Here is a 23,274-nt window from a genome sequence, read left to right on the forward strand (position 1 = left end):
AAAAAGCGCCTTTTGGCGCTTTTTTCGCATATGCATCACGTTCACTATGTTTAGTTCCCTAATCCGCTTGCAGACTCACTATGCGAGTGAGAGCCCGTACTTCACTGACTTCAGTTTCTCGCATTACTCTCGATTTTTTAATTCATTAAACAAAATCTGCCATTAATCGAAAAACATCACGACTTTTTGTTAAAATTTAGGTATTTTGTTTAGTATATAAAACGAAGCGTTTGCGACAGGTAAAGTATTACCGGATTAGCGGACGAACAGCCTAGCACAGAGACAACAGCGATGAGTGAAATGTTTGATGTCAACGCGGCGGTGTATCCCTTCCCGCCGAAACCGGTGCCGTTGGACGTTGCCGAGAAGGCTTTCTATCGGCAAAAGATCAAGACCTTGCTCAAACAGCGTGATGCCGTCATGGTGGCCCACTACTATACCGATCCAGAGATTCAGGCATTGGCAGAAGAGACCGGTGGCTGCGTGGCTGATTCACTGGAGATGGCGCGTTTTGGCAGCAACCATCCGGCTTCAACCCTGCTGGTCGCTGGGGTGCGTTTTATGGGGGAAACTGCCAAGATCCTCAGCCCGGAAAAACAGGTATTGATGCCGACGCTGCATGCTGAATGTTCGCTCGATCTCGGTTGTCCAGAAGCGGAGTTCAAGGCATTTTGTGATAGCCACCCTGATCGTACCGTGGTGGTTTACGCCAATACCTCTGCGGCGGTTAAAGCGCGTGCTGACTGGGTGGTAACTTCCAGCATTGCGGTTGAGCTGATAGAGCATCTCGATAGCCTGGGTGAGAAAATCATATGGGCGCCCGATCGTCATCTTGGTCACTATGTGCAGAAACAGACCGGCGCCGATGTGCTGTGCTGGCAAGGGGCCTGTATCGTTCATGACGAGTTTAAAACCCAGGCGCTGATGCGGATGAAGGCGCTATACCCGGATGCCGCGGTATTGGTGCACCCTGAGTCGCCTCAGGCGATTGTCGATCTGGCCGATGCCGTGGGATCTACCAGCCAACTGATCCAGGCAGCGATCGCTTTGCCAAATCAGCAACTGATTGTCGCCACCGATCGCGGTATTTTCTATAAAATGCAGCAGGCCTGCCCGGGTAAAGAGCTGCTTGAGGCGCCAACCGCCGGGGAGGGAGCCACCTGCCGCAGTTGTGCTCATTGCCCATGGATGGCGATGAATGGCCTGAAAGCGATTGCTGAAGGGTTGGAACAGGGGGGGGCCCAGCATGAAATTTTTGTCGATGGCGCAATACGTGAAAAGGCGCTGATTCCGCTCAATCGCATGCTGGCGTTTGCCGCACAGTTGAAAATGCCGGTGAAAGGGAACGCCTGATTGCCGGTTAACTATTTGATAAGGATGGCAAGATGAGTTTTTTCAGTACCAGCAATATCCTGGTGCATATTCCGCTTGGCGCTGGGGGATACGATCTCTCGTGGATTGAGGCCATAGGTACGCTGTTTGGTTTGTTGTGCATCTGGTATGCCAGCAAAGAGAAAATCATCAACTACCTGTTTGGCTTGATTAACGTGACGCTATTCGCCGTCATCTTTTTCCAGATCCAGCTTTATGCCAGCCTGTTGCTACAGCTGTTTTTCTTCGTGGCCAATATTTACGGCTGGTATGCCTGGAGCCGTCAGACGCAGGACCATCAGGCGGAGCTGAAGATCCGCTGGCTGTCGCTGCCTAAAGCGCTGATGTGGGGTGCGGTATGCATCGCCGGTATTGCTCTGATGACCTTTAATATCGATCGCGTATTCGCCTCTCTGACACAGATTGCGGTAACGGTGATGCAAGCACTTGGTCTGAGCGTGCAAATGCCAGAATTGCAGCCGGATGCTTTCCCGTTCTGGGATTCAACGATGATGGTGCTGTCGATTGCCGCGATGATCCTGATGACGCGTAAATACGTTGAGAACTGGCTGTTGTGGGTGGTTATTGACGTGATCAGCGTGGCGATCTTTGCCTATCAGGGCGTTTACGCCATGGCGCTGGAATACGTTATTCTGACGCTGATCGCGCTTAACGGTTCCTGGTTGTGGATCCGCAGTGCTGCTCGGAATCATTCACGTCCGCTGTCTTCCGCAGTATAATGCCGCAATGAGAACTCAGGAGTGAGGCTCCTGAGTTCAACCCCTCAGCTAAAAGGCAAGCCGCTGTCCAGTCAGCCTGCTACGGCGATAAACGGCAGCAGGCACCCACGACTGACTGTATTTACAAGAAATGTCATGTTGCCCCGTACAGGAAGAATACGGCGATCGTCCGTGTTTACCTTGCTCACTGGCCTAAAGGTGATTTACAGCGCCAGTTTCACAGGCTAGATTGTTGGGATCTCATGCTGAATGCTGTGAAATACACCTCCCGATACCGAATGGAAAAGTTATGAATTACCAAAACGACGATTTGCGCATTAAAGAAATTAAGGAACTTCTGCCCCCAGTGGCTCTGCTGGAGAAGTTCCCAGCCAGCGAACAGGCAGCGGAGACGGTGTCACAGGCACGCAATGCGATTCACAAAATCCTCCGTGGCAATGACGATCGCCTGTTGGTGGTGATTGGCCCTTGCTCGATTCACGATACCAAAGCGGCAAAAGAGTATGCGGCGCGCCTGCTGAAACTGCGGCAGGAACTGCGCGGCGAGTTGGAAGTGGTGATGCGTGTTTACTTTGAAAAGCCACGTACCACCATTGGTTGGAAAGGGCTGATCAACGATCCGCAGATGGACAACAGCTTCCAGATTAACGATGGCCTGCGTTTGGCACGTAAACTGCTGCTGGATATCAATGACAGCGGCCTGCCGGCAGCGGGTGAGTTCCTCGATATGATCACCCCGCAATATCTGGCGGATCTGATGAGCTGGGGCGCTATCGGCGCACGTACTACAGAATCTCAGGTGCATCGAGAACTGGCTTCCGGCCTGTCTTGCCCGGTAGGGTTCAAAAACGGTACCGATGGCACCATCAAAGTGGCGATTGATGCCATCAACGCTGCCAGCGCGCCGCATTGCTTCCTGTCTGTGACCAAATGGGGTCATTCGGCGATCGTTAACACCGGCGGTAACGGTGATTGCCACATTATCTTGCGTGGCGGTAAAGAGCCGAACTACAGCGCTGCGCATGTCAAAGAAGTGAAAGAAGGATTGACGAAAGCGGGTCTGCCAGCGCAGGTGATGATCGACTTCAGCCATGCCAACAGCAGCAAGCAGTTTAAGAAGCAGATCGATGTCAGTGCCGATGTCTGCAAGCAACTCCGTGGTGGTGAAAAAGCCATTATCGGCGTGATGATCGAAAGCCACTTGGTGGAAGGGAACCAGAGCCTGGAAAGCGGCGAACCGCTGGTTTACGGCAAAAGCGTGACCGATGCGTGTATCGGCTGGCAAGATACCGAAACCGTATTGCGTGAACTGGCCGCAGCGGTGAAGGCGCGCCGCGGCTGATTCTCGGCATCAGCTAAAAAAGAAGCCCCTGGCTCTTATCACCGGGGGCTTCTCGCATTCAGCAGCGAAAATTACTTCGCTTTGCCCTGGTTGGCTACCGCAGCCGCTTTGGCCGCGATCTCGTCGGCATTGCCCAGATAATAACGCTTGATTGGTTTGAAGTTTTCGTCGAACTCATACACCAACGGCACGCCGGTTGGGATGTTCAACTCAAGAATCTCATCTTCGCTCAGGTTATCCAGGTATTTCACCAGAGCACGCAACGAGTTACCGTGTGCGGCAACGATCACGCGCTCACCGCTTTTGATGCGCGGCAGGATTTCGGCGTCCCAGTAAGGGATCACGCGGTCGATCGTCAGCGCCAGGCTCTCGGTGGTAGGCAGTTCTTTATCACTGAGTTTTGCATAGCGCGGATCGTGGCCAGGATAGCGCTCATCTTCTTTGCTCAGCTCCGGTGGCGTCACGGCAAAACCACGGCGCCACTGTTTCACCTGCTCATCGCCGTATTTTTCAGCGGTTTCAGACTTGTTCAGGCCTTGCAGCGCACCGTAATGGCGTTCATTCAGTTTCCAGGATTTTTCAGTCGGTAACCACGCCTGATCCAGTTCATCCAGAATATTCCACAGGGTATGGATGGCGCGCTTCAGCACCGAGGTGTAAGCAAAATCGAAAGAGAAACCTTCATCTTTCAGAAGTTTACCCGCAGCTTTTGCCTCGGTACGGCCTTTGTCAGACAAATCAACATCATACCAACCGGTGAAGCGGTTTTCCTTGTTCCACTGGCTTTCGCCGTGACGTACCAGAACCAGTTTAGTTACAGCCATAGCTTAACTCCTCAATAATCTGACAATTGAATGATAACGAGAATCATTATATTACTGCGACTAGTGGCTCGGCAATCGATATACCCGTCATACCTCATGCCGCTCTGCTAGTGGGTATCTGGTTTAACCATAGTCAATTTTTTACCGCTTAGGTATATGAGGAAAGCACGCCATCGTGCCGTTTGACCTGCGAGGAAAAACAACGGCGCGCATGAGATGAACCCAAACGCGCCGAAGAGTTAATACGATCAGGCAGATTTTTTCAGGCAGTTGCTCATAAAGGCTTTACGTTCATCACCTTTCAGGCTTTTTTGAGCAGCATCAGCGTTGCAGTTTTTCATTTTCTGCTGCTGTGGAGTGAGGGCCTTTTCTGTTTTATGCCCTTCGGACTTCAGGCAGGTGCTCATGAAGGTGGTACGGTCAGCACCTTTCAGCGATTGGCTGGAAGCCTGTTGATTACATTCGGTCATGCGTTTCTGCTGGGCGGCCTGTGCCGGAGAGGGCGTTTTTGCTGCGGTATCGGCAGCCATCAGATTGGTGCTCAACATTAAACCAGCCAGTAATGGAAGTGCAGTAATCAGACGCATAGGTGTTCCTTCAGCGATTAAGCGGCCTTGAGGGCCGAAGTTGTGACTGAGCACAGGAGCAGTGCTTATCACCGTCGTCTGATTTTAGTTCTGGGTTTGGAATAAGGAAAGGTCACGGCGAGTGGGGAGGCTGAGTAAAAGGGTAAGTATTTATAACGATATCGCCCCTTGCCGCGTGGCAAGGGGCATGGCGAGTCAAATAGGATTAAACTGATAATGCGTGGCACTCTGATAACGTTGGCCGGGCTGGAGCCAACAATCCGGCTGTGGCCATTCCGGGTGGTTCGGGCTATCCGGTAAAAATTCACTCTCCAGCGCTATACCGGCATAGCTGGCGTAAGTACCGCCGTCACGTGCCGGTGTGCCAGCCAGATAATTACCGCTGTACAGTTGCAGCGCTGGGGCCGTGGTGAACACCGTCAATTCAACGTTGCCGTCGGCCGACCACAGGTGCGCCGCCGGGCTTTCCAGCCGGTTGCAGGTGCGGTGCAACAGATAGGCATGGTCATAACCCTTGACGCGTTGCTGATCGCGATCGCGCAGAAAATCCTGCAGCAGCGTTTTTGGCTGGCGAAAATCCATCCCGGTACCGGCAACTTCGGTTAAGTCGCCACAGGGAATGCCTTCGCTATCAACCGGCAGATAGCGGTCAGCAAACAGCTGCAGGCGTTGTTGGCGCGCGTCGTGGCCCGCGCCGTCCAGGTTGAAATAGGCATGGTTGGTCAGGTTGACCGGGCATGCGCGATCAACCTGGGCCTGATAGCCGATCTCCAGCCGGTTATCGGCGGTCAGCCGGTATGTCAGCGTTACGTCCAGATTGCCGGGAAAGCCCTGCTCGCCATCTGCTGAATGCAACTGATACACCACCTGTTGTTCATTCTGAGCCACGATCTGCCAGCGGCGAGCATGGAAGCCTTCCGGCCCACCGTGTAGCTGGTGTTCTCCCTGATTTGCCACCAGCGGATGCGGTTTGCCGTCGATGAGCAGCCTGGCGTAAGCGATGCGGTTGGCATAGCGCCCAACGGTCGCCCCCAGATAGGCATGCTGCCGTACATAATCCGCCGCTGTTTGGCAGCCCAGTAGCAGCTCGCGTTTTTCACCCGACTTGAGCGGCAGCACGGCGGAAAGCCAGGTCGCGCCCCAATCCATCAGCGTGACCGTCATGCCTGCGCTATTACGCAGGGTGGTGAGAATAAACGGCTGGCCGTCGGGCGCATTTGAGGATGAATCTGTCAACATCTGCTGGCTCCTTGTGAGGCTTGGCATACATAGAAAGTTTCCTGCAGGCCGTTGGTGCGCAGCGGATATTCCCGTGCCACTGCGCTGCGTACCGCTTCAACCAGCTCTGACGGCATCAGCGCCACGATGCAGCCGCCAAAACCGCCGCCGGTCATGCGCACACCACCGCGATCGCCAATAGTATGTTTAACAATCTCAACCAAGGTATCGATCGGCGGAACGGTGATTTCGAAGTCATCACGCATTGAGGCGTGTGATTCAGCCATCAGTTTCCCCATCAGTTTGAGATCGCCTGCGGCCAGCGCGTCGGCAGCGGCGAGAGTCCGCTCATTCTCGCTGATCACATGGCGCGCCCGTTTGGCGACGATCGGGTCTAATTCGTGCTGGATCGGAAAGAACAGATCCGGGCTGACGTCGCGCAGCGCCTTAACGCCAAAGAAGCGCGCTGCTTCTTCACACTGCTGACGGCGGGTATTGTATTCGCTGTCGACCAACCCTCGTTTGACGTTAGAGTTGATAATCACCACCGCCACGTTCTTCGGCATTGGCACCACGCGCGTTGCCAGCGAGCGGCAGTCGATCAGCAGCGCGTGATCCTGCTTGCCCAGTGCCGATATCAGCTGATCCATAATGCCGCAGTTACAGCCGACAAACTGGTTTTCAGCTTCCTGGCCGTTCAACGCCAAGGCTACGCCATCGAGCGGTAATTGGTACAGCGCCTGCATGGCCTGGCCGACGGCGACTTCCAACGAGGCCGATGAACTGAGCCCGGCCCCCTGCGGCACATTGCCCGCGATCACCAGATCGGCACCGCCAAAATGGGCATCGCGCAGTTGCAGGTGTTTTATCACCCCGCGCACATAGTCTGCCCAGCGCAGGTTAGCGTGGCTGACGATGGGGGCATCCAGTGAAAAAAGATCCTGCTGATTATCGTAGTCGGCGGCCAGAACGCGGATCTGGCGATCGTCACGCCGGGCGCAGCTGATCACCGTCTGGTAATTGATGGCGCAGGGCAAAACAAAGCCGTCGTTGTAATCGGTGTGCTCACCAATCAGGTTTACCCGCCCCGGAGCCTGAACGGTGAGGGCGGGGGAATAGCCAAAGTGTTGGGTAAAGAGGGCTTGGGTATGGTCTTTGAGGCTCATTATTTCACTCCGGCTTCACGATAATGAATATCACTGACGGCACGCAGGCGTTCTGCGGCCTGTTCAGCGGTCAGATCGCGCTGGGTTTCTGCCAGCATTTCGTAGCCCACCATAAATTTGCGCACCGTGGCGGAGCGCAGCAGCGGCGGGTAGAAATGGGCGTGCAACTGCCAATGGCGGTTATCGGCGGCGTTGAATGGCGCGCCGTGCCAGCCCATCGAATAGGGGAAAGAGCACTGGAACAGATTGTCGTAACGGCTGGTGAGTTTCTTCAGGGCGACCGCCAGATCGCTGCTCTGCGCTGGCGTGAGATCGGTGAGGCGTTGCACCGCCGCCTTTGGCAACAGCAGGGTCTCGAACGGCCACGCCGCCCAGTAAGGCACCACCGCCAACCAGTGCTCAGTTTCCACCACCGTGCGGCTGCCGTCGGCCTGTTCACGCTGCACATAATCCACCAGCAGGGGGGAATGGTGTTGGTGGAAATAGTCCTGCTGCAGGCGATCTTCTCGTTCGGCTTCGTTGGGCAGGAAGCTGTTAGCCCATATCTGACCATGCGGATGAGGGTTCGAGCAGCCCATCGCGGCGCCTTTGTTTTCAAATACCTGCACCCAGGGGTAGCTGCGGCCAAGATCGGCGGCCTGTTCCTGCCAGGTGGCGATCACCTGCTCCAACGCCGCTAATGAAAGCTGTGGCAGGGTTTTACTGTGATCGGGGGAGAAGCAGATCACCCGGCTGACGCCGCGTGCGCTTTGGCAGCGCATCAGCGGATCGCGGCTTTCTGGTGCCAGCGGTGTATCGGGCATCAATGCCGCGAAATCATTGGTGAAAATATAGGTGCCTGGATAGTCGGGATTTTTATCACCGGTGACGCGTTGATTGCCGGGGCATAGAAAACAATCGGGATCGTGCTCGGGCAGCATTTCCTGCGTGGGGGATTCTTGCTGGCCTTGCCATGGGCGTTTGGCCCGGTGTGGAGACACCAGCACCCATTGGCCTGTGAGCGGGTTGAAACGGCGGTGTGGGTGATCGATAGGGTTAAAATCGGGCATAACGCTTCCTTCATCTACCTGTGCGGTGTTATGTAATCGCTTTCACTTTCTGCGTGGCCGATGATGAACGGGCACTTTGCGGAAAATAATGCGAAGAAACATAGCACGCCTGGGGAAAGAAAAAGGTGATCTATCGCCAATAATGAAATCGCTTACACTCAATGATTATCTCAATAACAACAGCATTGTTGGTAGAAGGATCCTGAGGCAGAGAAAAAAAGTGGTAACGCTTTCACCGCGTTAGCCGGCAGGGAAAATCCTGCCAGCCAGAAGGGTTACGGATGCTGGTAGAGCGGATAAGTGAAGAACAGCAGATGCGTCAGATTAAGGCCAAAGTGGAAAAGAACCGGCACCCACAGGCGGCCGCTCCACATCCAGGCCAAGCCGTAAATCACCCCGGCCAGCGTGGCAAAAGCCACCATCAGCATGCCACCGGCAAAATGCGCAGCACCAAACAGCAGGGCGGTGATGATTAACGCCGGGTAAGCGCCCAGCCACTGACGGATGCGCTGCTGCAAATAGCCACGGAACAGGGCTTCTTCGGCCAGTGAGACGAAGAACAGGTTGGCCATCATAAACGCCAGGATCCAAGGCGGCATATGCAGTTCGATCTTTAGGCCACCGAGGGCGACGGCCAACAACAGCAAAGCCGGAACGCACAGCACCAGGATCACCCAAGCACGGGTAGCCACTTGCTTATCTGCCTTGCCCGCATTGAACAGCGTTGGCAGGCAGGCAAACAGCAGGAAAGGCACCAAGGCCTTGTCGAAGTTGTAATACAGGGAATAGGTGGCGCTCAATGGGCCGACTTTTTCCTGTTCTACCATCAACGGATTATTGAAGCCCGGTATCAGGTGATAAAACAGCGCCAGAGAGCAGGCCACCAGCAAGATTTCCAGAATCAGTGCAACAGCGCGCTGCTTACGATATTGGTGGTGTAACCAGACGGCAATGGCGATCAGCGCCAGACAAGCGAGGCTGAGTGGCGTGAGAATGTGATGGTAGATCCCCATTCCCGTCGCGGCGGCCAACAGGATCCAGGCAAACAGTCGGTTAAATGGTAAAAAAAACAAGGAAGCCGAGAGGACGCCCCACATAGTTGTTATCCCTCTAAAATAGACACACGGCGCTCAATGCCGAAGGCTCGGCGTGTTGATGATCTAAAATGAGCGCTAAGTGGGATAGTAGCACAACGAAATCAATGCAAAGGCTGGGAGAAGGATGAAAAGTGCGCTTAAATCCAGGCTGTAACCCCGCTGAGGCCAGCAGTGCTGAGGGAGACAGCCTGGCCTTCACCCCTTCATCCAGGCAGGTGAACGTATGACTCTGCCAAGGTTTAGCAACGTTTCCAGGCTCTGTTGGTGAATCTCTTCCGTCTGCGCTGCACAGAGATCTTGCAATATCGTCACCTGGAAACCGGCATCGTGCGCCTGACGTGCGGTGCTTTCGATCGCCAATGAGGTACTGATGCCGCCCAGTAACAAATGGTGGCAGCGGTGTTGCTGTAACCACGCTAACAAATTGTTACCGGCGAAGGCGGAGGTTGCTTTTTTTTCGAACTGCAAATCCTCCGGTTTTACCTCTAATCCGCTTAGCCAGTGGCAACCGCCGTTGTTCAAACGCAGTGCGCCAATCTGTTTGAGATGGTTAAACAACGGTGAGTGGGGCGGAATATCGTGGTAGTCATCGGCAAAACCGACGCGCACCCAGATGACCGGGATTTTACGTATCCGCGCGTAAGCGGCTGCCGCATTGGTGTGGGCGATGACGTTCTGTGCCAGCAGTTGTTCACGGCAGTGATTGGCCCGCCCTTTCGGGCCAGCCAGATCTTCGATCAGGTCAATAATAATCAGTGCGGCGGACATATCCTCTCCAGACAATCACTCGGCATACCTTTATGATAAAAGGCTAAGTGTGATGTGTTGCGGGGAAGTGTTGCCGGATATGTCATCGAATGAGTGGGATCGCCACTCATTCCTGTGTTTTATGCCAGCTTATCGTACTGATAGCGGTAACTATCACCTTCAGGGACAAACGTCAGGCGATGGGTGATGCACTGCGGTGCATCTTCGGCATGGTGCGAGACAAACAGCAGCTGGGTGGTGCCCTGCTGGATCAGAACGTCGATAAAACGCCGTACCAGTTGGCGGTTCAGCGGATCCAGCCCCTGCAAAGGTTCATCGAGGATCAGCAGTGCCGGGTGCTTGACCAGCGCGCGGGCGATCAGCGCCAGCCGCTGTTGGCCCCAGGAGAGGCTGTGGAACGGGGCGTCAGCCTGAGATCCCCCCAGCCCGAGCAGCGCCAGCCACTGCGTAGTCAGTTTCTGCTGGCGATCGGAAACCGCCTGATAGATACCGATTGAATCGAAAAAGCCAGACAGGATCACGTTACGCACGCTGGAACTGATGCGGTAATCCAGGTGCAGGCTGCTGCTGACGTAACCGATATGGCGCTTGATGTCCCAGATGGTTTCACCGCTGCCGCGTCGGCGGCCGAACAGCGTCAGATCGTTGCTATAGCCCTGCGGATGATCGCCGGTAATCAGGCTGAGCAGCGTAGACTTACCGGCCCCGTTCGGGCCGACAATCTGCCAGTGCTCGCCGGGATTCACCTGCCAACTGAGCTGGTTGAGGATCGGGCGGTCGTTGTAACTCACCACGCCGTCGCGCAGCACAATCAACGGTCGATCGGCGGGAAGTGGGTTTTTCTGCGTCGGATCCTCGGTTTCCGGCAGCGTCAGGCCGCTGAGATTTTCGCTGTGCGCCAATTGGGCCACCAGAGCGTCTGCCATCACCTGCTCGCGGTGCCCTTGGCTGGTCAGGGTGCAATCCGCCAGAACTCCCACCTGTTGAATAAAATCCGGGATCTCATCAAAGCGGTTGAGCACCAGCACCAGCGTATAACCCTGCTGTGACAGTTCGGCTAACAAGGTGGCAAACTGAGCCCGCGAGCCAACGTCCAGGCCATCAAACGGTTCATCCAGGATCAGCAAATCTGGCTGCGACATCAGGGCCTGGCACAGCAGCGTTTTGCGGGTTTCGCCGGTGGAGAGATACTTGAAGCGGCGCGTAAGCAGGGGGGTAATACCGAATTGAGCGGCCAACTGCTGGCAACGTGCGGGATCTTGCACCTCTTCCTGAATGATCTCTGCCGTGGTGCGGCCGGTGTCGTCTTCATCGGGGCTGAGCAGGTCGGTATTATTGCGTTGCCATTCGTCGCTGACCAGTTTCTGCAATTGCTCAAACGAAATGCGCACAACGTCGCGAAAATCGCTCTGACGCTTGCCCTGTAAGAGCGTCAAGTCACCCGCCAGCGCACGGGCCAAGGCTGATTTACCGCTGCCATTGGCACCGACAAACGCCCAACTGTCGCCGGATTGAATCTCCAGTTGCTCCAGCCACAGTGTGCGGGTGTCGCTTAAACGGAATGAACCTTGCGAAATGTGCAACAACGACATCATTTATTCCCTGTTCTGCAATTATTTGCTTTAGAAATAGGCGCATGGGGAAAAGATGTCAATCGACAATACTGCAACATCACGTTGCGTTTAACACAACGTGGCAACAATCACCCGATCGGCATTGAACAGCGCATGGACCGCCGTGCCGGGGCTGAGCTTCAACTGTGCCAGTTCCTGATTGGCCAGCGTGGCACACAGGGTTTCGCCTCCTTTCAACGTCACCAGCACTTCGCTGTGTTCGCTGCCGGGCTGAATGCTGGCGACCCTGCCTTCCAGCACATTATCTGCCAGCCCATTGAGGGCTGGATCGGTGCTGAGTTTAACCCACGGGGCTTTAATCAGCGCCAGCACTTCTTTCCCCAGAACCAGGTGCAGCCGATCGGCACTTTGCTGGGTAACGGCCGCCGCCAGGCGCGTGTGGCCGTCGGCCAGCAGCAGGCTGATATGCTGTTGGACCTGCTGGTGATCGCGTTCAATCACGGTGCCGAAGAACTGATTACGGGCGCTGGTTTGCAGCGAGAAACGGGCGATCGCCGCCAGCAGGCTGTCGAGCGGCAGGTTGTCCTGTTGCAGCACATCGAAGGCTTTTTGCTGGATCTGGCCGAGCAGATCGTAAAGCTGGATCAGCCGCTGGCCGTAGTGGGTCACCTGCGCACCGCCACCGCCTTTGCCGCCGGTTGCGCGCTCTACCACCGTCTGTTCCGCTAACTGATTCATTTCGTTGATGGCGTCCCAGGCGCTTTTATAGCTGATCCCCGCCAGCTTGGCTCCTTGGCTGATCGAGCCGGTATGCTCAACCTGCTTTAGCAGCGCAATGCGGCGCGGATCGGCGAACAGTTTCTGCTGAAGTTTTAAGGTGAGGAGGATCTCGGCCTGCATGATAGGTTCCATCAACGGCGAAAAGGCTATTGTCGCCGATTTGCGCGCCAGCACCAAGTGAGCACGTTTCGCAGGTGCTAAATTTCCCCCAGCCTTTAAAATAACGGGGTTTTCGCACGCTTTTTGGTTTACAGTAAAGCATACGCAGCCGTTTAAATGAGCAGTGAAGTGAGACTACTATGTTGGAATTATTGAAAAGTCTGTTGTTTGCCGTGGTCATGGTACCGGTCGTGATGGCCGTGATCCTGGGCCTGATCTATGCTCTGGCAGAAGTATTTAACGTCTTCTCCAAAGTGGGCCATTCAAAAGAAAAACGCAGCTAATCCCCATCTCCAATGCCCGCTGATGTATTTCAGCGGGCGTTTCTCAAGATACCTCTCGCTTTGCCGATAAACCGCATGACAATGTTCCGCTCAACGTTATATTATTTTTTATATAACGATAGGTGTCGGTGGTTAACTTGCGGAGAAAACAATGCAACAACAAGGGATCAAGTGGCTTGGCGGCATGATATTGGCTTTGGGGTTGACGACACAGGCTTCGGCGGCGGAGAAAGTTACCGTGTTTGCCGCCGCTTCGCTGACTAACGCGCTGCAGGAGATCGCCAGCCAATATCAGCAAGGCAAAGAGGTGCAGGTGGTGTCCTCTTTTGCTTCTTCGTCAACGCTGGCACGTCAGATCGAGCAGGGAGCACCGGCCGATCTGTTTATCTCTGCCGATCAGCAGTGGATGGATTACGTTATCGATAAACAGCAAATGGTCAACGATAGCCGCTATACCTTACTGGGTAACGAGTTGGTGCTGATCGCCGCTAAATCGGCTAAACAGAATAAAATCGACATTAATAAAACCACAGATTGGGCCCAATTACTGAACGGTGGCCGCTTGGCGGTGGGCGATCCGGATCACGTCCCGGCAGGGCTTTACGCTAAAGAAGCCTTACAGAATCTGGGTGCCTGGGCGATGCTGGAGCCGAAACTGGCGCGAGCCAACAACGTGCGCAGCGCGATGGCGTTGGTGGAGCGTGAAGAAGCACCGCTTGGGATTGTGTATGGTTCTGATGCGATTGCCAGTGATAAAGTGAACGTGGTCGGCATCTTCCCGGCCAGCAGCCATAAGCCGGTTGAATACCCCATGGCGATCGTCAAAGATCGTCAAAACCCCAGCGTCAGCGCTTTTTACAGCTATCTAAAAGGCCCGGAAGCGGCGGCTGTTTTCCAACGTTATGGATTTACCCCGCGTAAATGATATTGAGCGAATATGAATGGCAGGCGGTTGCGCTGAGCCTGAAAGTCTCCAGCCTGGCCGTGATTTGCAGTTTACCGCTGGGCATTCTGATGGCCTGGATCCTGGTGCGTTGTCATTTCCCTGGCAAATCCTTGCTGGACAGCATCATTCATCTGCCGCTGGTATTGCCGCCGGTCGTGGTGGGTTACTTATTGCTGATCGCTATGGGCCGCCGTGGCTTTATCGGTGAACGGCTGTACGACTGGTTTGGCTTCAGCTTCAGTTTCAGCTGGCGCGGTGCGGCGCTGGCTTCGGCCGTGGTGGCTTTTCCGCTGATGGTGCGTGCGATTCGGCTAGCGCTGGAGGCGGTGGATACCCGTTTGGAACAGGCGGCCCGCACGCTGGGGGCTCATCCGTGGCGGGTGTTTTTCACCATCACGCTGCCACTTTCGCTGCCCGGGATTATCGTCGGCGTGGTATTAGCCTTCGCCCGTTCTTTGGGCGAATTTGGCGCAACCATCACCTTCGTTTCCAATATTCCCGGTGAAACCCGCACCATCCCGCTGGCGATGTATACCCTGATAGAAACGCCGGGTGCAGAGGCGGCGGCGGCACGCCTGTGCGTGATTGCCATTGTGCTGGCGCTGGCGGCGCTGCTGGTTTCCGAATGGTTGGCCCGCTGGGGCCGCAAGCGTATGGGGTTATAGATGTTAGAACTGGATTTCTCCCAGCGGCTTGGCGATCTCAACCTCAATGTGCAGGCGCATCTGCCCGCGCAGGGTATTACTGCGATCTTCGGGCTTTCCGGCGCGGGTAAAACCTCGTTGATCAACGCCATCGGCGGCCTGACGCGCCTGCAGCAGGGGCGCATTGTGCTCAATGGCCGCACGCTGGTGGATACCGCCAGCGGTGTATGTCTGCCACCGGAAAAACGCCGCGTTGGCTACGTTTTTCAGGATGCGCGCCTGTTCCCGCATTATCGCGTGCGTGGCAATCTGCAATACGGCATGGCGGCCAGCATGCGCAGCCAATTCGACAGCATTGTTGAGCTGCTGGGGATTGCGCCACTGCTTAACCGCTTGCCGCTCACGCTTTCCGGTGGTGAAAAACAGCGTGTGGCGATCGGCCGGGCGCTGCTGACCGCGCCGGAACTGCTGTTGATGGATGAACCCCTGGCCTCACTCGATCTGCCGCGCAAGCGTGAACTGTTGCCTTATCTAGAGCGCTTGGCGCAGGACGTTAATATCCCGATCCTCTACGTCAGCCACAGCATGGACGAGATCCTGCGCCTGGCGGAACAGGTGATGGTGCTGGATAACGGCCAGGTGCGCGCATTTGGCGGGCTGGAAGAGGTGTGGGCCAGCAGCGCACTGCGCCCTTGGTTACAGCGCGAAGATCAGAGCAGCGTGCTGCGCGTCAGCGTGATTGAACATCACCAGCATTACGCCATGACCGCGCTGGCGCTGGGCGATCGGCGCCTGTGGGTGAGCGCTATTGATGCGCCTGTGGGCACGCAGTTACGTATTCGCATCAACGCCGCCGATGTTTCGCTGGTGCTGCAACCGCCGCTTAATAGCAGTATCCGTAATATTCTGCCCGCCAAGGTGGTGGAGTGTTTGGAGGTTGATGGGCAGGTGGAAGTGAAGCTTGCGGTGGGGGAAAACGTCTTGTGGGCACGCATCACGCCCTGGGCGCGTGATGAATTGCTGATCAAGCCAGGGCAGTGGCTGTATGCACAGATCAAGAGCGTGTCGATCAGCCGCGAAGGGCGTTAAAGCCGCCCTCTTCTGGCAGAAGAGGGCGGCATTTGACTAGCCAAGCACCCGCGTGCGGATCACTTCAGCGATACCGGGTTGCAGGTGATCGGCGATCACCATATCGGCACGTTGTTTGATGGCATCATCGGCGTTACCCATCGCGACCCCCAGGCCAGCGGCTTCCAGCATGCTCAGATCGTTGTAGTTATCGCCAAATGCCACTACCTGGGCCATGCTGAGGCCCTGTGATTCCACCCACTGCTGCAGGCGGTTGCCTTTGCTGTTACCGCCTTGGGCGATATCCACCTGATCATGCCATGACCATTCGCAGGCCAGGCCCAGCTCTTTTTCCACGGTTTCGGCAAAGTGGTGTAAGGCCGGGATATCGCCGTGCGACGTGGCGAACTTCCAGATCGCCTGCGCCTCGTCGGCGGCCTGAACCAGGCTGTTGACCTGCAACAGCGTCGGGCGCTGTGCCAGCGGCAAGGTTTCTGCCCATGCCAGGGAACGTGTCACGTGGCCGCTGGTTTCCTGATACAGCATGGCATCATCCACATACATCAAGCCGTGGATGCCGCTCTGTTTCAGCATCTGCAGCACCAGCTTGGCCTGATCTTTTGCCAGCGGATCGGCGGCCAGCACCTTTTGCTGCTGGAAATCGTACAGGTAGGTGCCGTTGCAACAGATAGCAGGTGTGTCGATCTGCAGTGCCTGATAGAAGGGGTGGATAGCAACATGGTGGCGGCCGGTGACGATCACCACCTGGATCCCGGCGGCGCGTGCCTCCGCCAGGGCGGCCAGCGACTGCGGCAAGATGCGTTTCTGGTTGTCCAGCAGGGTGCCGTCCAAATCAAGGGCAATAACACGGTAGCTCATAGCGATCTCATGGTTGTTGGCAAGAAAATTACTCGAATGGTACAACGGATAGCCGCGCGATAAAACCGCGCGGTTTTCCTGCCCATCGCGGGGTTGTTATGTGACAGATGTCAGGTAAGCTAGAGCAAACCGTAAAAACTGAAACCGGTTACTCTTTCTCATTTAAGGAGCGCGAATGAAGCAAATCGTTTATGTTGCTAGCCCGGAAAGCCAGCAGATCCACGTTTGGCAGTTAGACGACCAAGGGGCGCTGTCGCTGCTGCAAACGGTCGATGCACCGGGGCAGGTGCAACCGATGACGATCCACCCCGACAAAACCCACCTGTACGTTGGCGTGCGCCCGGCGTTTGGCATCGTCAGCTACCGCATTGAGGCTGATGGTTCGCTACAGGAAGCGGGTATGGCACCTCTGCCGGGGAGCCCGACCCATATTTCCACCGACTTGCAGGGGCGTTACCTGTTCTCCGCTTCTTACAGCGGCAACTGCGCCAGCGTCAGCCCGATTGGCCGCGACGGCGTCGTCACCGCGCCGATTCAGCAGATCGATGGCCTGACCGCGCCGCACTCGGCGAATATCGATCCCACCAACCAGTTGCTGTTGATACCGTGCCTGAAAGAAGATCGCATCCGCCTGTTTGATCTGAGCCAGGAAGGCCAACTGACGCCACATGCTCAGGAAGCGGTGCCAACTGCCGCCGGTGCTGGCCCACGTCATATGGCGTTCCACCCGAACCATCAGTTTGCCTATTGTGTGAATGAGTTGGACGGCACGGTAGACGTGTTCGCCATTGGTGAACACGGCGGCAAATATACCCTGGTGCAAACGCTGGATGCGATGCCGGCCGATTTTACCGGCACCCGTTGGGCGGCCGATATTCATATCACGCCGAATGGCCGCTTCCTGTATGTCAGCGATCGGACCGCCAGTATTCTGACTATCTTCAGCGTTGCCGCAGACGGAAGCCGCATTGCGGTGGTGGGGTATCATCCAACGGAAGAGCAGCCGCGCGGGTTTAATATCGATCACAGCGGGCGTTTCGTGATTTCTGCCGGCCAGAAATCCGGCCATGTTGAAGTTTGTGCCATCGATCAAGATCGCGGTGTGCTGACTATGCTGGCGCGTTATCCGGTAGGCAAAGGCCCGATGTGGGTGAGCGTGCTGGCTAAATAATCAAACCGGTTGTGACATTTCCAGGGTTCAGCGTGCTGAACCCTGGAGGTTGGTGATAAAGAAGTCTTTTAACCTGATATGTGTGGGTTTTGTGCTCTTAGGGATAGGATAGAGCATACTCTTAGGCCTAACTGTAAAACAACATTAAAGTCGCTCAAGCCAGCTTTCGGTGTTGACGGTTTATACCGCTGTGACACCATTGAGATGTTCTCTCTAGTAACAGGTTTTGTCAGTAGCTTGAAACTCAGATGTTCTTAGTTTAGAAAGTATTAGCGTGGGTGCGTCTGGACATGTCTACATAGTTACGGATGTTAGCTAGGGACGTTTTTTACAGGAGTTGGTGGCATGAAAATGGTTCTGCCCGTTGAGGGCTATTCATCTGCTGGTGAGTTGATGTCGGCGTTGCAGGGAAGCCAGGGGGATACTTTCTGGTTGTTCAAACAGCAGGGCCACTGGCACGGTGGGATCCACCTGAATGACCGTTTCTATGCCGGTGGTGTGTACAACCCGAGCGGTCAGGGCCATAGCGGTCTGAAAGCGATGACCGATGGCCACATTGTCGCTTACCGGCTAAATGATGATTATCTGACAGCGGCGTACAAGCACAATTCCCTCCCGAAAGCCTTTCGCTTCACGTCAACGTTTGTGCTGATCAAATCGACCTGTACGCCCGATGTGGAGAAGCCGGATAACGCGCTGGATTTTTACACGCTGTGGGTGCAGTTGGCTCCGTTGTCGGTGTATGGCGTGGGGGCTAACCCGACCGCCAAGGTGGCGGCGAGTTCGCTGAAAGTACGGCAGGACAACCCAACTCTTGGGTGGGTACGCAGTGGATTGCCCCAAGGCGCGGCTATTCCGACATCGACGGAGGGGCGGCTCCCTTATGCCGTTCCGGTCGAGAGCCAGGCTGTTCTGGCGCGTGGCAGTGTGGTGGAAATCCTGGAGGAAGCGAATTTCTTCCTGAATGGCAAGGTGGCCCCGTTTGTGTTCATGCGGGTGAAAACAGTGCCGGAGGGGAGAACGTCGACCGTTGAAGCTGGCATGACGGGGTGGGTGTCCGGGCTGGCCAAATACCTGAAGCGAGAGCAGCGGTCGGTGCCGGTATGGATGGAGGCTGCGCGAAAGAAAGGGATTCTCAATGAGGTGGTGACGCTGAAGGGGGATGAGGCTATCCGGGTGAACGCCGGTGACGTTATCGGGCATATGGGGCGGCATGAATCGCCCTTTGAAGCCCCGTATCACTTTTGCCATCTGGAAGTGTTCAGTCAGGACAGCCGGCTGCCGGATTTTGTGGCCAACAAGGCGGGAGTGACGAAGGGAGAGCCGCTTGTCCGGTCACTGGCTGGGAAAACGCGGTATATGTACAGTGAGAGTGAAAACCGGTTTGTAGTGTGTGGTGAAGAGGATGATCCGTTAACGACCCATGAAGATCGGTTTACCCCTATGAGTAAGTCCGACAAAAAGACGGTGGAGGGGAAGGACTGGTACTACATCGCGGGTGAAAATTCCTGGCTACCTGCTGGCGAAGTGACGGTCATCAATCAGTTTGACCTGGCCAAGCGGGGTTTTGTATTGCTGGCGGAGGATGCGCCGCCGCAGGATGTGTTGAAGGCGAGGCAGGAGCCGTGGTTCCGGGATGTGTTTGAACGGTTGAAGGTGCAGGCGGACAGCAACACAAAAGGGATGTACTCGGCCGCGGTGTCGGAAGGGTATCAACGGCTGTTGAGACAGATGGATCTGGACGGAGACGGGAAGATCTCTAACAGTGAGCTTTGGAAGCATCTGCATTGCCGGGAAAAACATATCCAGGATCAGCTGCAGCGGTTTATTGTGAAACATCACAGCGAATGGGTTCATGATGCGAGTTCGGCGCTGTGGCAGGGGACGCTGGCGGAGATGGCTAAGCGTTTTCCGGGTGATGCGGAATACAACCGGCAGCATATCAACGCGATGGTGTGGATGAAGCATGTGTCAGAGCTCCGCAGTGGAGAGGCGTTGTGGCATTTGCATCCAGTGTCTTTTTTGGAGGCTGTCAGTTCAAAGCCTAGAAAGAGAGAAATAAAAGGTAAGTTAACATATGACGCAGAGGGAAATAATGTTCCATCATCTATCTATTATAGCCGTGTAATTCATTGGCCAGGGAATGATTTGTCTGGCGTTACATTAGGGCGAGGCTATGATATGGGAGGGCGTTCTAGAGTTGAAGTATACAACGACATGATAGCTTCTGGTATCGAAAGCACTCAAGCAAGTAAAATATCTAACGGGGCTGGATTAAAAGGTGGGAGAGCTAGGGATTTTGTTTCTGAAAATAAAGTTGATATCGGGGAAATAACACTTTCTCAACAAGAATCACTTTTTGACATTGTATACCCTAAATATATTGAAAGAGCCATTAATAATTATAAATCCTGGACTCGTGATGTAGTTAGTGCAAAAGAGTGGGATGAGTTGGATATACCGATACAAGAGGTATTAGTTGATTTCGTCTATCAGGGCTTTACTCAAGGGCCTAGGCCAATGCTTGCTGGTTCAAATAATGACAAGCAAGAGCTGATTAATTACATAAGAAACACTCCTGCCATTTCTCAATATGAGGAAGGTAGACATCGAGTGAGATATCTGGAGAGTGCAGAGTGAAAAAGTATATTTTAATTGTTTTATTTTTTTCACCTTTCGCTTTTTGCGAAAGTTTTTGTGATGATATTAATAATAGTAATCAGGTATATTTATGTTCTAAAGAGAAAAAAAACGTCGCTGACAGCAAGTTAAATGAACAATATGAATTATTAATATCCAAGATTAAATCTGTATATTCGAGCCATGGTGATTTAAGAGATACTTACTTGAATAAAGTTAAAGTTTCTCAGCGTGTATGGATAAAATTCAGAGATAGTAATTGTGAAGTTTATGCTTTTCAAATAGATAAAGTGAGTCAAGCATATGAAACTACAATTAATCAGTGTGTAGTTGAAATGTCGGATAAAAGAACTGAGGAATTAGCAAAGATAATCAATAGTATTTAGAGTGTTCACCTTGTTTTGTCACTTTTATGTTGAGGTGAAATATACGCTAATGATCTCGTTTTTGGGGGGATCTTTTGATGCTCCTCTTTATATCCTTCGGTTCTGCGTATATTGTTGGAAGTGTTTAACGTTTAAGGGGAATTTGTTTGAGTACTCCGACCCTTGTGACTTGTCTAGAGGGCTTCAACGAGCAGGATATGCTACATATCTGGGCTATGCAAAGGGGGGGTATTGTGAGGTATGCATTGTTATTTCTCATTACATCGTTTTTATCGTGGGCTGGGTGTGATGAAATTAATTCCTTGGCTGAGAGATATCAATCTATCATTTCATCAAATGAATCAGGCTATGTAGTCAGTGGTAATAAGAAAGTTTACTTTTATAGTGCTCCTGATGAGGGTTGTAAAATAAAAGGATTATTTATTGTCAAAGGTGATTTGGTTAATGCTTATGCAGATTATAAAGGCTTTTCATCTATTATGTACTTTAAAAAAAATGGCGAGCAAGTTAGTGGTTGGATTCACTCTGACTCAATAAAACCAACGGGTACAGGTATAGGGCCAAAACAGTGATATCAAAAAGATCTTCTTGAGGTCCTTTTGTTCAGTGCATAACCTCTTGCTCTATAAACGAGAGAAATCGCCGAAAAAGAGCCATGTAAAAGTTGCAGGAAAATGTGTAATTAACACACCTGCAACTTACCGTGTAAGAATGTCAGTTGTATATCACGGTCAGCGTGGCACTGCCCAAGCTGTGAAAGTGAATATTGAAACCCACCATTGCACCGCTCGCGCCTTCGTCGACCTCAATGTTTTCCACGTCCAGCGCGTGGACGGTGAACTGATAACGATGGCTTTCCCCCTGCGGCGGTGCCGCACCGCCATAACCTGCCTTGCCGAAGTCGGTGCGGGTCTGCACGGCACCTGCTGGCAACCCAGGCATGCCGGAACCGGCCCCCTGAGGTAGTTCATGCACCTGAGCCGGAATATTGGCCACGACCCAGTGCCACCAGCCGGAGCCGGTCGGGGCATCGGGATCGTACACCGTCACCACAAAGCTTTTGGTGCCCTGCGGTGCGCCATCCCAGGCCAGATGGGGCGAAAGATTATCGCCATGGTAACCCATACCGTTAAATACCTGCCGTTCCGGCATTTTTGCGCCGTCTTGCAGATCGTGACTGTACAAACGAAAAGCCATAGTGACTCCCTGTTGTCGAAAGTGCAGAGCGTTTAAATTAGATTGTTTTGCCTGAACAATCCAACCCTATCGCTGCGGGTTATTCTGCCGCGGCGGCGATTGCCGCCGTCAGGCGCGTGAGCTGCTCCGGCGTAATAATGTAAGGCGGCATCAGGTAGATCAGCTTACCAAAGGGCCGGATCCACACGCCGCGTTCAACAAATTCGCGCTGTAATGCCGCTACATTCACCGGTTCACGCATTTCCACCACGCCAATCGCCCCCAGAACGCGCACATCCGCCACTTTCGGCAAAGCAGCCAAAGGCATTAGCTGTTGCCTGAGTTGAGACTCGATAGCTGCGACCTGCTGCTGCCAGCGGTTCTCTGCCAGCAGGTTCAGGCTGGCGCTGGCGACCGCGCAGGCCAACGGGTTGCCCATAAAGGTTGGCCCATGCATAAAGCAGCCTGCCGCACCGTTGCTGATGGTTTCCGCGACCGAACGGGTGGTCAGGGTGGCAGATAGAGTCATATAGCCGCCGGTCAGCGCTTTACCCAGGCAGAGAATATCCGGCACGATGCCCGCATGTTCACAGGCGAACAGCTTGCCGGTGCGGCCAAAGCCGGTGGCGATCTCATCGGCGATCAGCAAAATCTGGTGACGATCGCACAGTTCACGCACCCGTTGCAGATAGGTGGGGTGATAAATCCGCATACCACCGGCCCCTTGCACAATGGGTTCCAGGATCACGGCGGCGATCTCCCCGCTGTGCTGCTCCAGCAATGCGCTGAAGGGGGCGATATCCTGCTCATCCCAGGGTTCATCAAAACGGCGCTGGGGTGCGGTGGCAAACAGGTGTGGCGCGAGATAGCCCTGATACAGGCTGTGCATGGAATTATCGGGATCGCACACCGACATGGCACCGAAGGTATCGCCGTGATAGCCGTGGCGCAGGGTCAGTATCCGCTGCCGCCGCTCTCCGCGCGCCTGCCAGTATTGCAGCGCCATCTTTAGCGCCACTTCCACCGCCACAGAGCCGGAATCGGCCAGGAACACGCATTGCAAGGCTTCTGGCGTCATGGCGATCAGTTGGCGGCACAGCGCAATCGCCGCGGGGTGGGTAATGCCGCCGAACATCACGTGCGACATCTTCTCCAGTTGCTGCGCTGCCGCCTGGTTCAACTGTGGATGATTGTAGCCGTGGATCGCAGCCCACCAGGATGACATTCCGTCGATCAACTGGCGGCCATCCGCCAGCTGCAGCTCAACGCCGTGCGCTGACTCAACCGGATAACAGGGCAACGGATGGCTCATGGAGGTGTAGGGGTGCCAGATATGGCGCTGATCGAAGGCGAGATCGTCATCAGAGAGGGACATTGTTGTAAACCAAAACAAAATAGAATGGTT

Annotated in this window: 23 protein-coding genes; 11 read left to right on the plus strand and 12 right to left on the minus strand. The window is 54.4% G+C overall.

The genetic code is table 11. The features are described 5' to 3' along the window. Positions 1 to 291 precede the first annotated feature (291 nt). The 3 genes from nadA to aroG all read left to right on the plus strand — a co-directional run bounded on the left by nadA (position 292) and on the right by aroG (position 3,453). Positions 292 to 1,353 carry a quinolinate synthase NadA gene (gene nadA / locus WG891_RS08350; protein WP_337262084.1) on the plus strand — a complete coding sequence of 354 codons (1,062 nt, stop codon included), beginning with the start codon at positions 292 to 294 and terminating at the stop codon, positions 1,351 to 1,353. A 32-nt stretch (positions 1,354 to 1,385) separates the two neighbouring features. Next, a complete protein-coding gene (gene pnuC / locus WG891_RS08355; protein WP_337262085.1) occupies positions 1,386 to 2,111 on the plus strand; it encodes a nicotinamide riboside transporter PnuC in 726 nt (241 codons plus the stop codon). A gap of 289 nt (positions 2,112 to 2,400) precedes the next feature. Then, positions 2,401 to 3,453 (plus strand): 3-deoxy-7-phosphoheptulonate synthase AroG, encoded by a 1,053-nt coding sequence (aroG, locus tag WG891_RS08360; RefSeq protein ID WP_337262086.1) that lies wholly within the window; start codon positions 2,401 to 2,403, stop codon positions 3,451 to 3,453. A 71-nt stretch (positions 3,454 to 3,524) separates the two neighbouring features. Here the strand turns inward: aroG and gpmA are convergent, their stop codons facing one another. From gpmA to modE, 9 genes are all read right to left on the minus strand, one after another. Next, the gene (gene gpmA, locus WG891_RS08365; RefSeq protein ID WP_156293694.1) at positions 3,525 to 4,277 is read right to left on the minus strand and encodes a 2,3-diphosphoglycerate-dependent phosphoglycerate mutase; all 753 of its coding nucleotides are present in this window, start codon (positions 4,275 to 4,277) and stop codon (positions 3,525 to 3,527) included. A 248-nt stretch (positions 4,278 to 4,525) separates the two neighbouring features. Beyond that, positions 4,526 to 4,864 carry a PsiF family protein gene (locus tag WG891_RS08370; protein ID WP_337262087.1) on the minus strand — a complete coding sequence of 113 codons (339 nt, stop codon included), beginning with the start codon at positions 4,862 to 4,864 and terminating at the stop codon, positions 4,526 to 4,528. A gap of 195 nt (positions 4,865 to 5,059) precedes the next feature. Then, positions 5,060 to 6,103 (minus strand): galactose-1-epimerase, encoded by a 1,044-nt coding sequence (gene galM / locus WG891_RS08375; protein ID WP_337262088.1) that lies wholly within the window; start codon positions 6,101 to 6,103, stop codon positions 5,060 to 5,062. After that, a complete protein-coding gene (gene galK / locus WG891_RS08380) occupies positions 6,097 to 7,248 on the minus strand; it encodes a galactokinase (RefSeq protein ID WP_337262089.1) in 1,152 nt (383 codons plus the stop codon). Before galK ends, galM begins: the two co-directional genes overlap by 7 nt. Continuing rightward, positions 7,248 to 8,297: a galactose-1-phosphate uridylyltransferase gene (gene galT / locus WG891_RS08385; protein ID WP_337262090.1), complete on the minus strand. Its 1,050-nt coding sequence runs from the start codon at positions 8,295 to 8,297 to the stop codon at positions 7,248 to 7,250. The genes galK and galT overlap by 1 nt, the downstream gene beginning before the upstream one ends. 275 nt (positions 8,298 to 8,572) lie before the next feature. Beyond that, the gene (locus tag WG891_RS08390) at positions 8,573 to 9,394 is read right to left on the minus strand and encodes a CPBP family intramembrane glutamic endopeptidase (RefSeq protein WP_337262091.1); all 822 of its coding nucleotides are present in this window, start codon (positions 9,392 to 9,394) and stop codon (positions 8,573 to 8,575) included. 195 nt (positions 9,395 to 9,589) lie between these two features. Further along, positions 9,590 to 10,162 carry a cysteine hydrolase family protein gene (locus WG891_RS08395; protein WP_337262092.1) on the minus strand — a complete coding sequence of 191 codons (573 nt, stop codon included), beginning with the start codon at positions 10,160 to 10,162 and terminating at the stop codon, positions 9,590 to 9,592. Positions 10,163 to 10,281: 119 nt separating this feature from the next. Further along, positions 10,282 to 11,754, minus strand: a complete 1,473-nt coding sequence (modF, locus tag WG891_RS08400; RefSeq protein WP_337262093.1) for a molybdate ABC transporter ATP-binding protein ModF — start codon at positions 11,752 to 11,754, stop codon at positions 10,282 to 10,284. Positions 11,755 to 11,844: 90 nt separating this feature from the next. Continuing rightward, positions 11,845 to 12,636 (minus strand): molybdenum-dependent transcriptional regulator, encoded by a 792-nt coding sequence (modE, locus tag WG891_RS08405; RefSeq protein ID WP_337262094.1) that lies wholly within the window; start codon positions 12,634 to 12,636, stop codon positions 11,845 to 11,847. Positions 12,637 to 12,815: 179 nt separating this feature from the next. Between modE and WG891_RS08410 the strand changes: the two genes are divergently transcribed. From WG891_RS08410 to modC, 4 genes are all read left to right on the plus strand, one after another. After that, complete coding sequence (locus WG891_RS08410) at positions 12,816 to 12,959, plus strand: AcrZ family multidrug efflux pump-associated protein (protein ID WP_076940928.1); 144 nt, start codon at positions 12,816 to 12,818, stop codon at positions 12,957 to 12,959. Between the two features lie 151 nt (positions 12,960 to 13,110). Beyond that, a complete protein-coding gene (gene modA, locus WG891_RS08415; RefSeq protein WP_337262095.1) occupies positions 13,111 to 13,884 on the plus strand; it encodes a molybdate ABC transporter substrate-binding protein in 774 nt (257 codons plus the stop codon). After that, on the plus strand, positions 13,881 to 14,570 hold the full coding sequence (gene modB / locus WG891_RS08420) for a molybdate ABC transporter permease subunit (protein ID WP_076940933.1): 690 nt from the start codon (positions 13,881 to 13,883) through the stop codon (positions 14,568 to 14,570). The genes modA and modB overlap by 4 nt, the downstream gene beginning before the upstream one ends. After that, positions 14,571 to 15,638, plus strand: a complete 1,068-nt coding sequence (gene modC, locus WG891_RS08425; protein ID WP_337262096.1) for a molybdenum ABC transporter ATP-binding protein ModC — start codon at positions 14,571 to 14,573, stop codon at positions 15,636 to 15,638. 36 nt (positions 15,639 to 15,674) lie between these two features. Here modC and WG891_RS08430 read toward each other — a convergent pair whose 3' ends face one another. After that, on the minus strand, positions 15,675 to 16,496 hold the full coding sequence (locus WG891_RS08430; protein WP_337262097.1) for a pyridoxal phosphatase: 822 nt from the start codon (positions 16,494 to 16,496) through the stop codon (positions 15,675 to 15,677). Between the two features lie 175 nt (positions 16,497 to 16,671). Here WG891_RS08430 and pgl point away from each other — a divergent pair, with 175 nt between their 5' ends. The 4 genes from pgl (at position 16,672) to WG891_RS08450 (ending at position 21,265) form a co-directional block, all read left to right on the plus strand. Next, positions 16,672 to 17,667 (plus strand): 6-phosphogluconolactonase, encoded by a 996-nt coding sequence (gene pgl / locus WG891_RS08435; RefSeq protein WP_337262098.1) that lies wholly within the window; start codon positions 16,672 to 16,674, stop codon positions 17,665 to 17,667. Positions 17,668 to 18,012: 345 nt separating this feature from the next. Beyond that, a complete protein-coding gene (locus WG891_RS08440; protein WP_337262099.1) occupies positions 18,013 to 20,307 on the plus strand; it encodes a pesticin C-terminus-like muramidase in 2,295 nt (764 codons plus the stop codon). Continuing rightward, the gene (locus WG891_RS08445; protein WP_337262100.1) at positions 20,304 to 20,693 is read left to right on the plus strand and encodes a lysozyme inhibitor LprI family protein; all 390 of its coding nucleotides are present in this window, start codon (positions 20,304 to 20,306) and stop codon (positions 20,691 to 20,693) included. Before WG891_RS08440 ends, WG891_RS08445 begins: the two co-directional genes overlap by 4 nt. 197 nt (positions 20,694 to 20,890) lie before the next feature. Then, positions 20,891 to 21,265: a hypothetical protein gene (locus WG891_RS08450; protein ID WP_337262101.1), complete on the plus strand. Its 375-nt coding sequence runs from the start codon at positions 20,891 to 20,893 to the stop codon at positions 21,263 to 21,265. 142 nt (positions 21,266 to 21,407) lie between these two features. Here the strand turns inward: WG891_RS08450 and WG891_RS08455 are convergent, their stop codons facing one another. Then, complete coding sequence (locus WG891_RS08455; RefSeq protein WP_337262102.1) at positions 21,408 to 21,890, minus strand: kinase inhibitor; 483 nt, start codon at positions 21,888 to 21,890, stop codon at positions 21,408 to 21,410. Between the two features lie 79 nt (positions 21,891 to 21,969). Then, on the minus strand, positions 21,970 to 23,244 hold the full coding sequence (bioA, locus tag WG891_RS08460) for an adenosylmethionine--8-amino-7-oxononanoate transaminase (protein ID WP_337262103.1): 1,275 nt from the start codon (positions 23,242 to 23,244) through the stop codon (positions 21,970 to 21,972). Positions 23,245 to 23,274 lie beyond the last annotated feature (30 nt).

It is taken from the genome of Serratia sp. MMO-28 (genome assembly GCF_037199905.1).
Taxonomy (GTDB): Bacteria; Pseudomonadota; Gammaproteobacteria; order Enterobacterales; family Enterobacteriaceae; genus Chania; species Chania oryzae.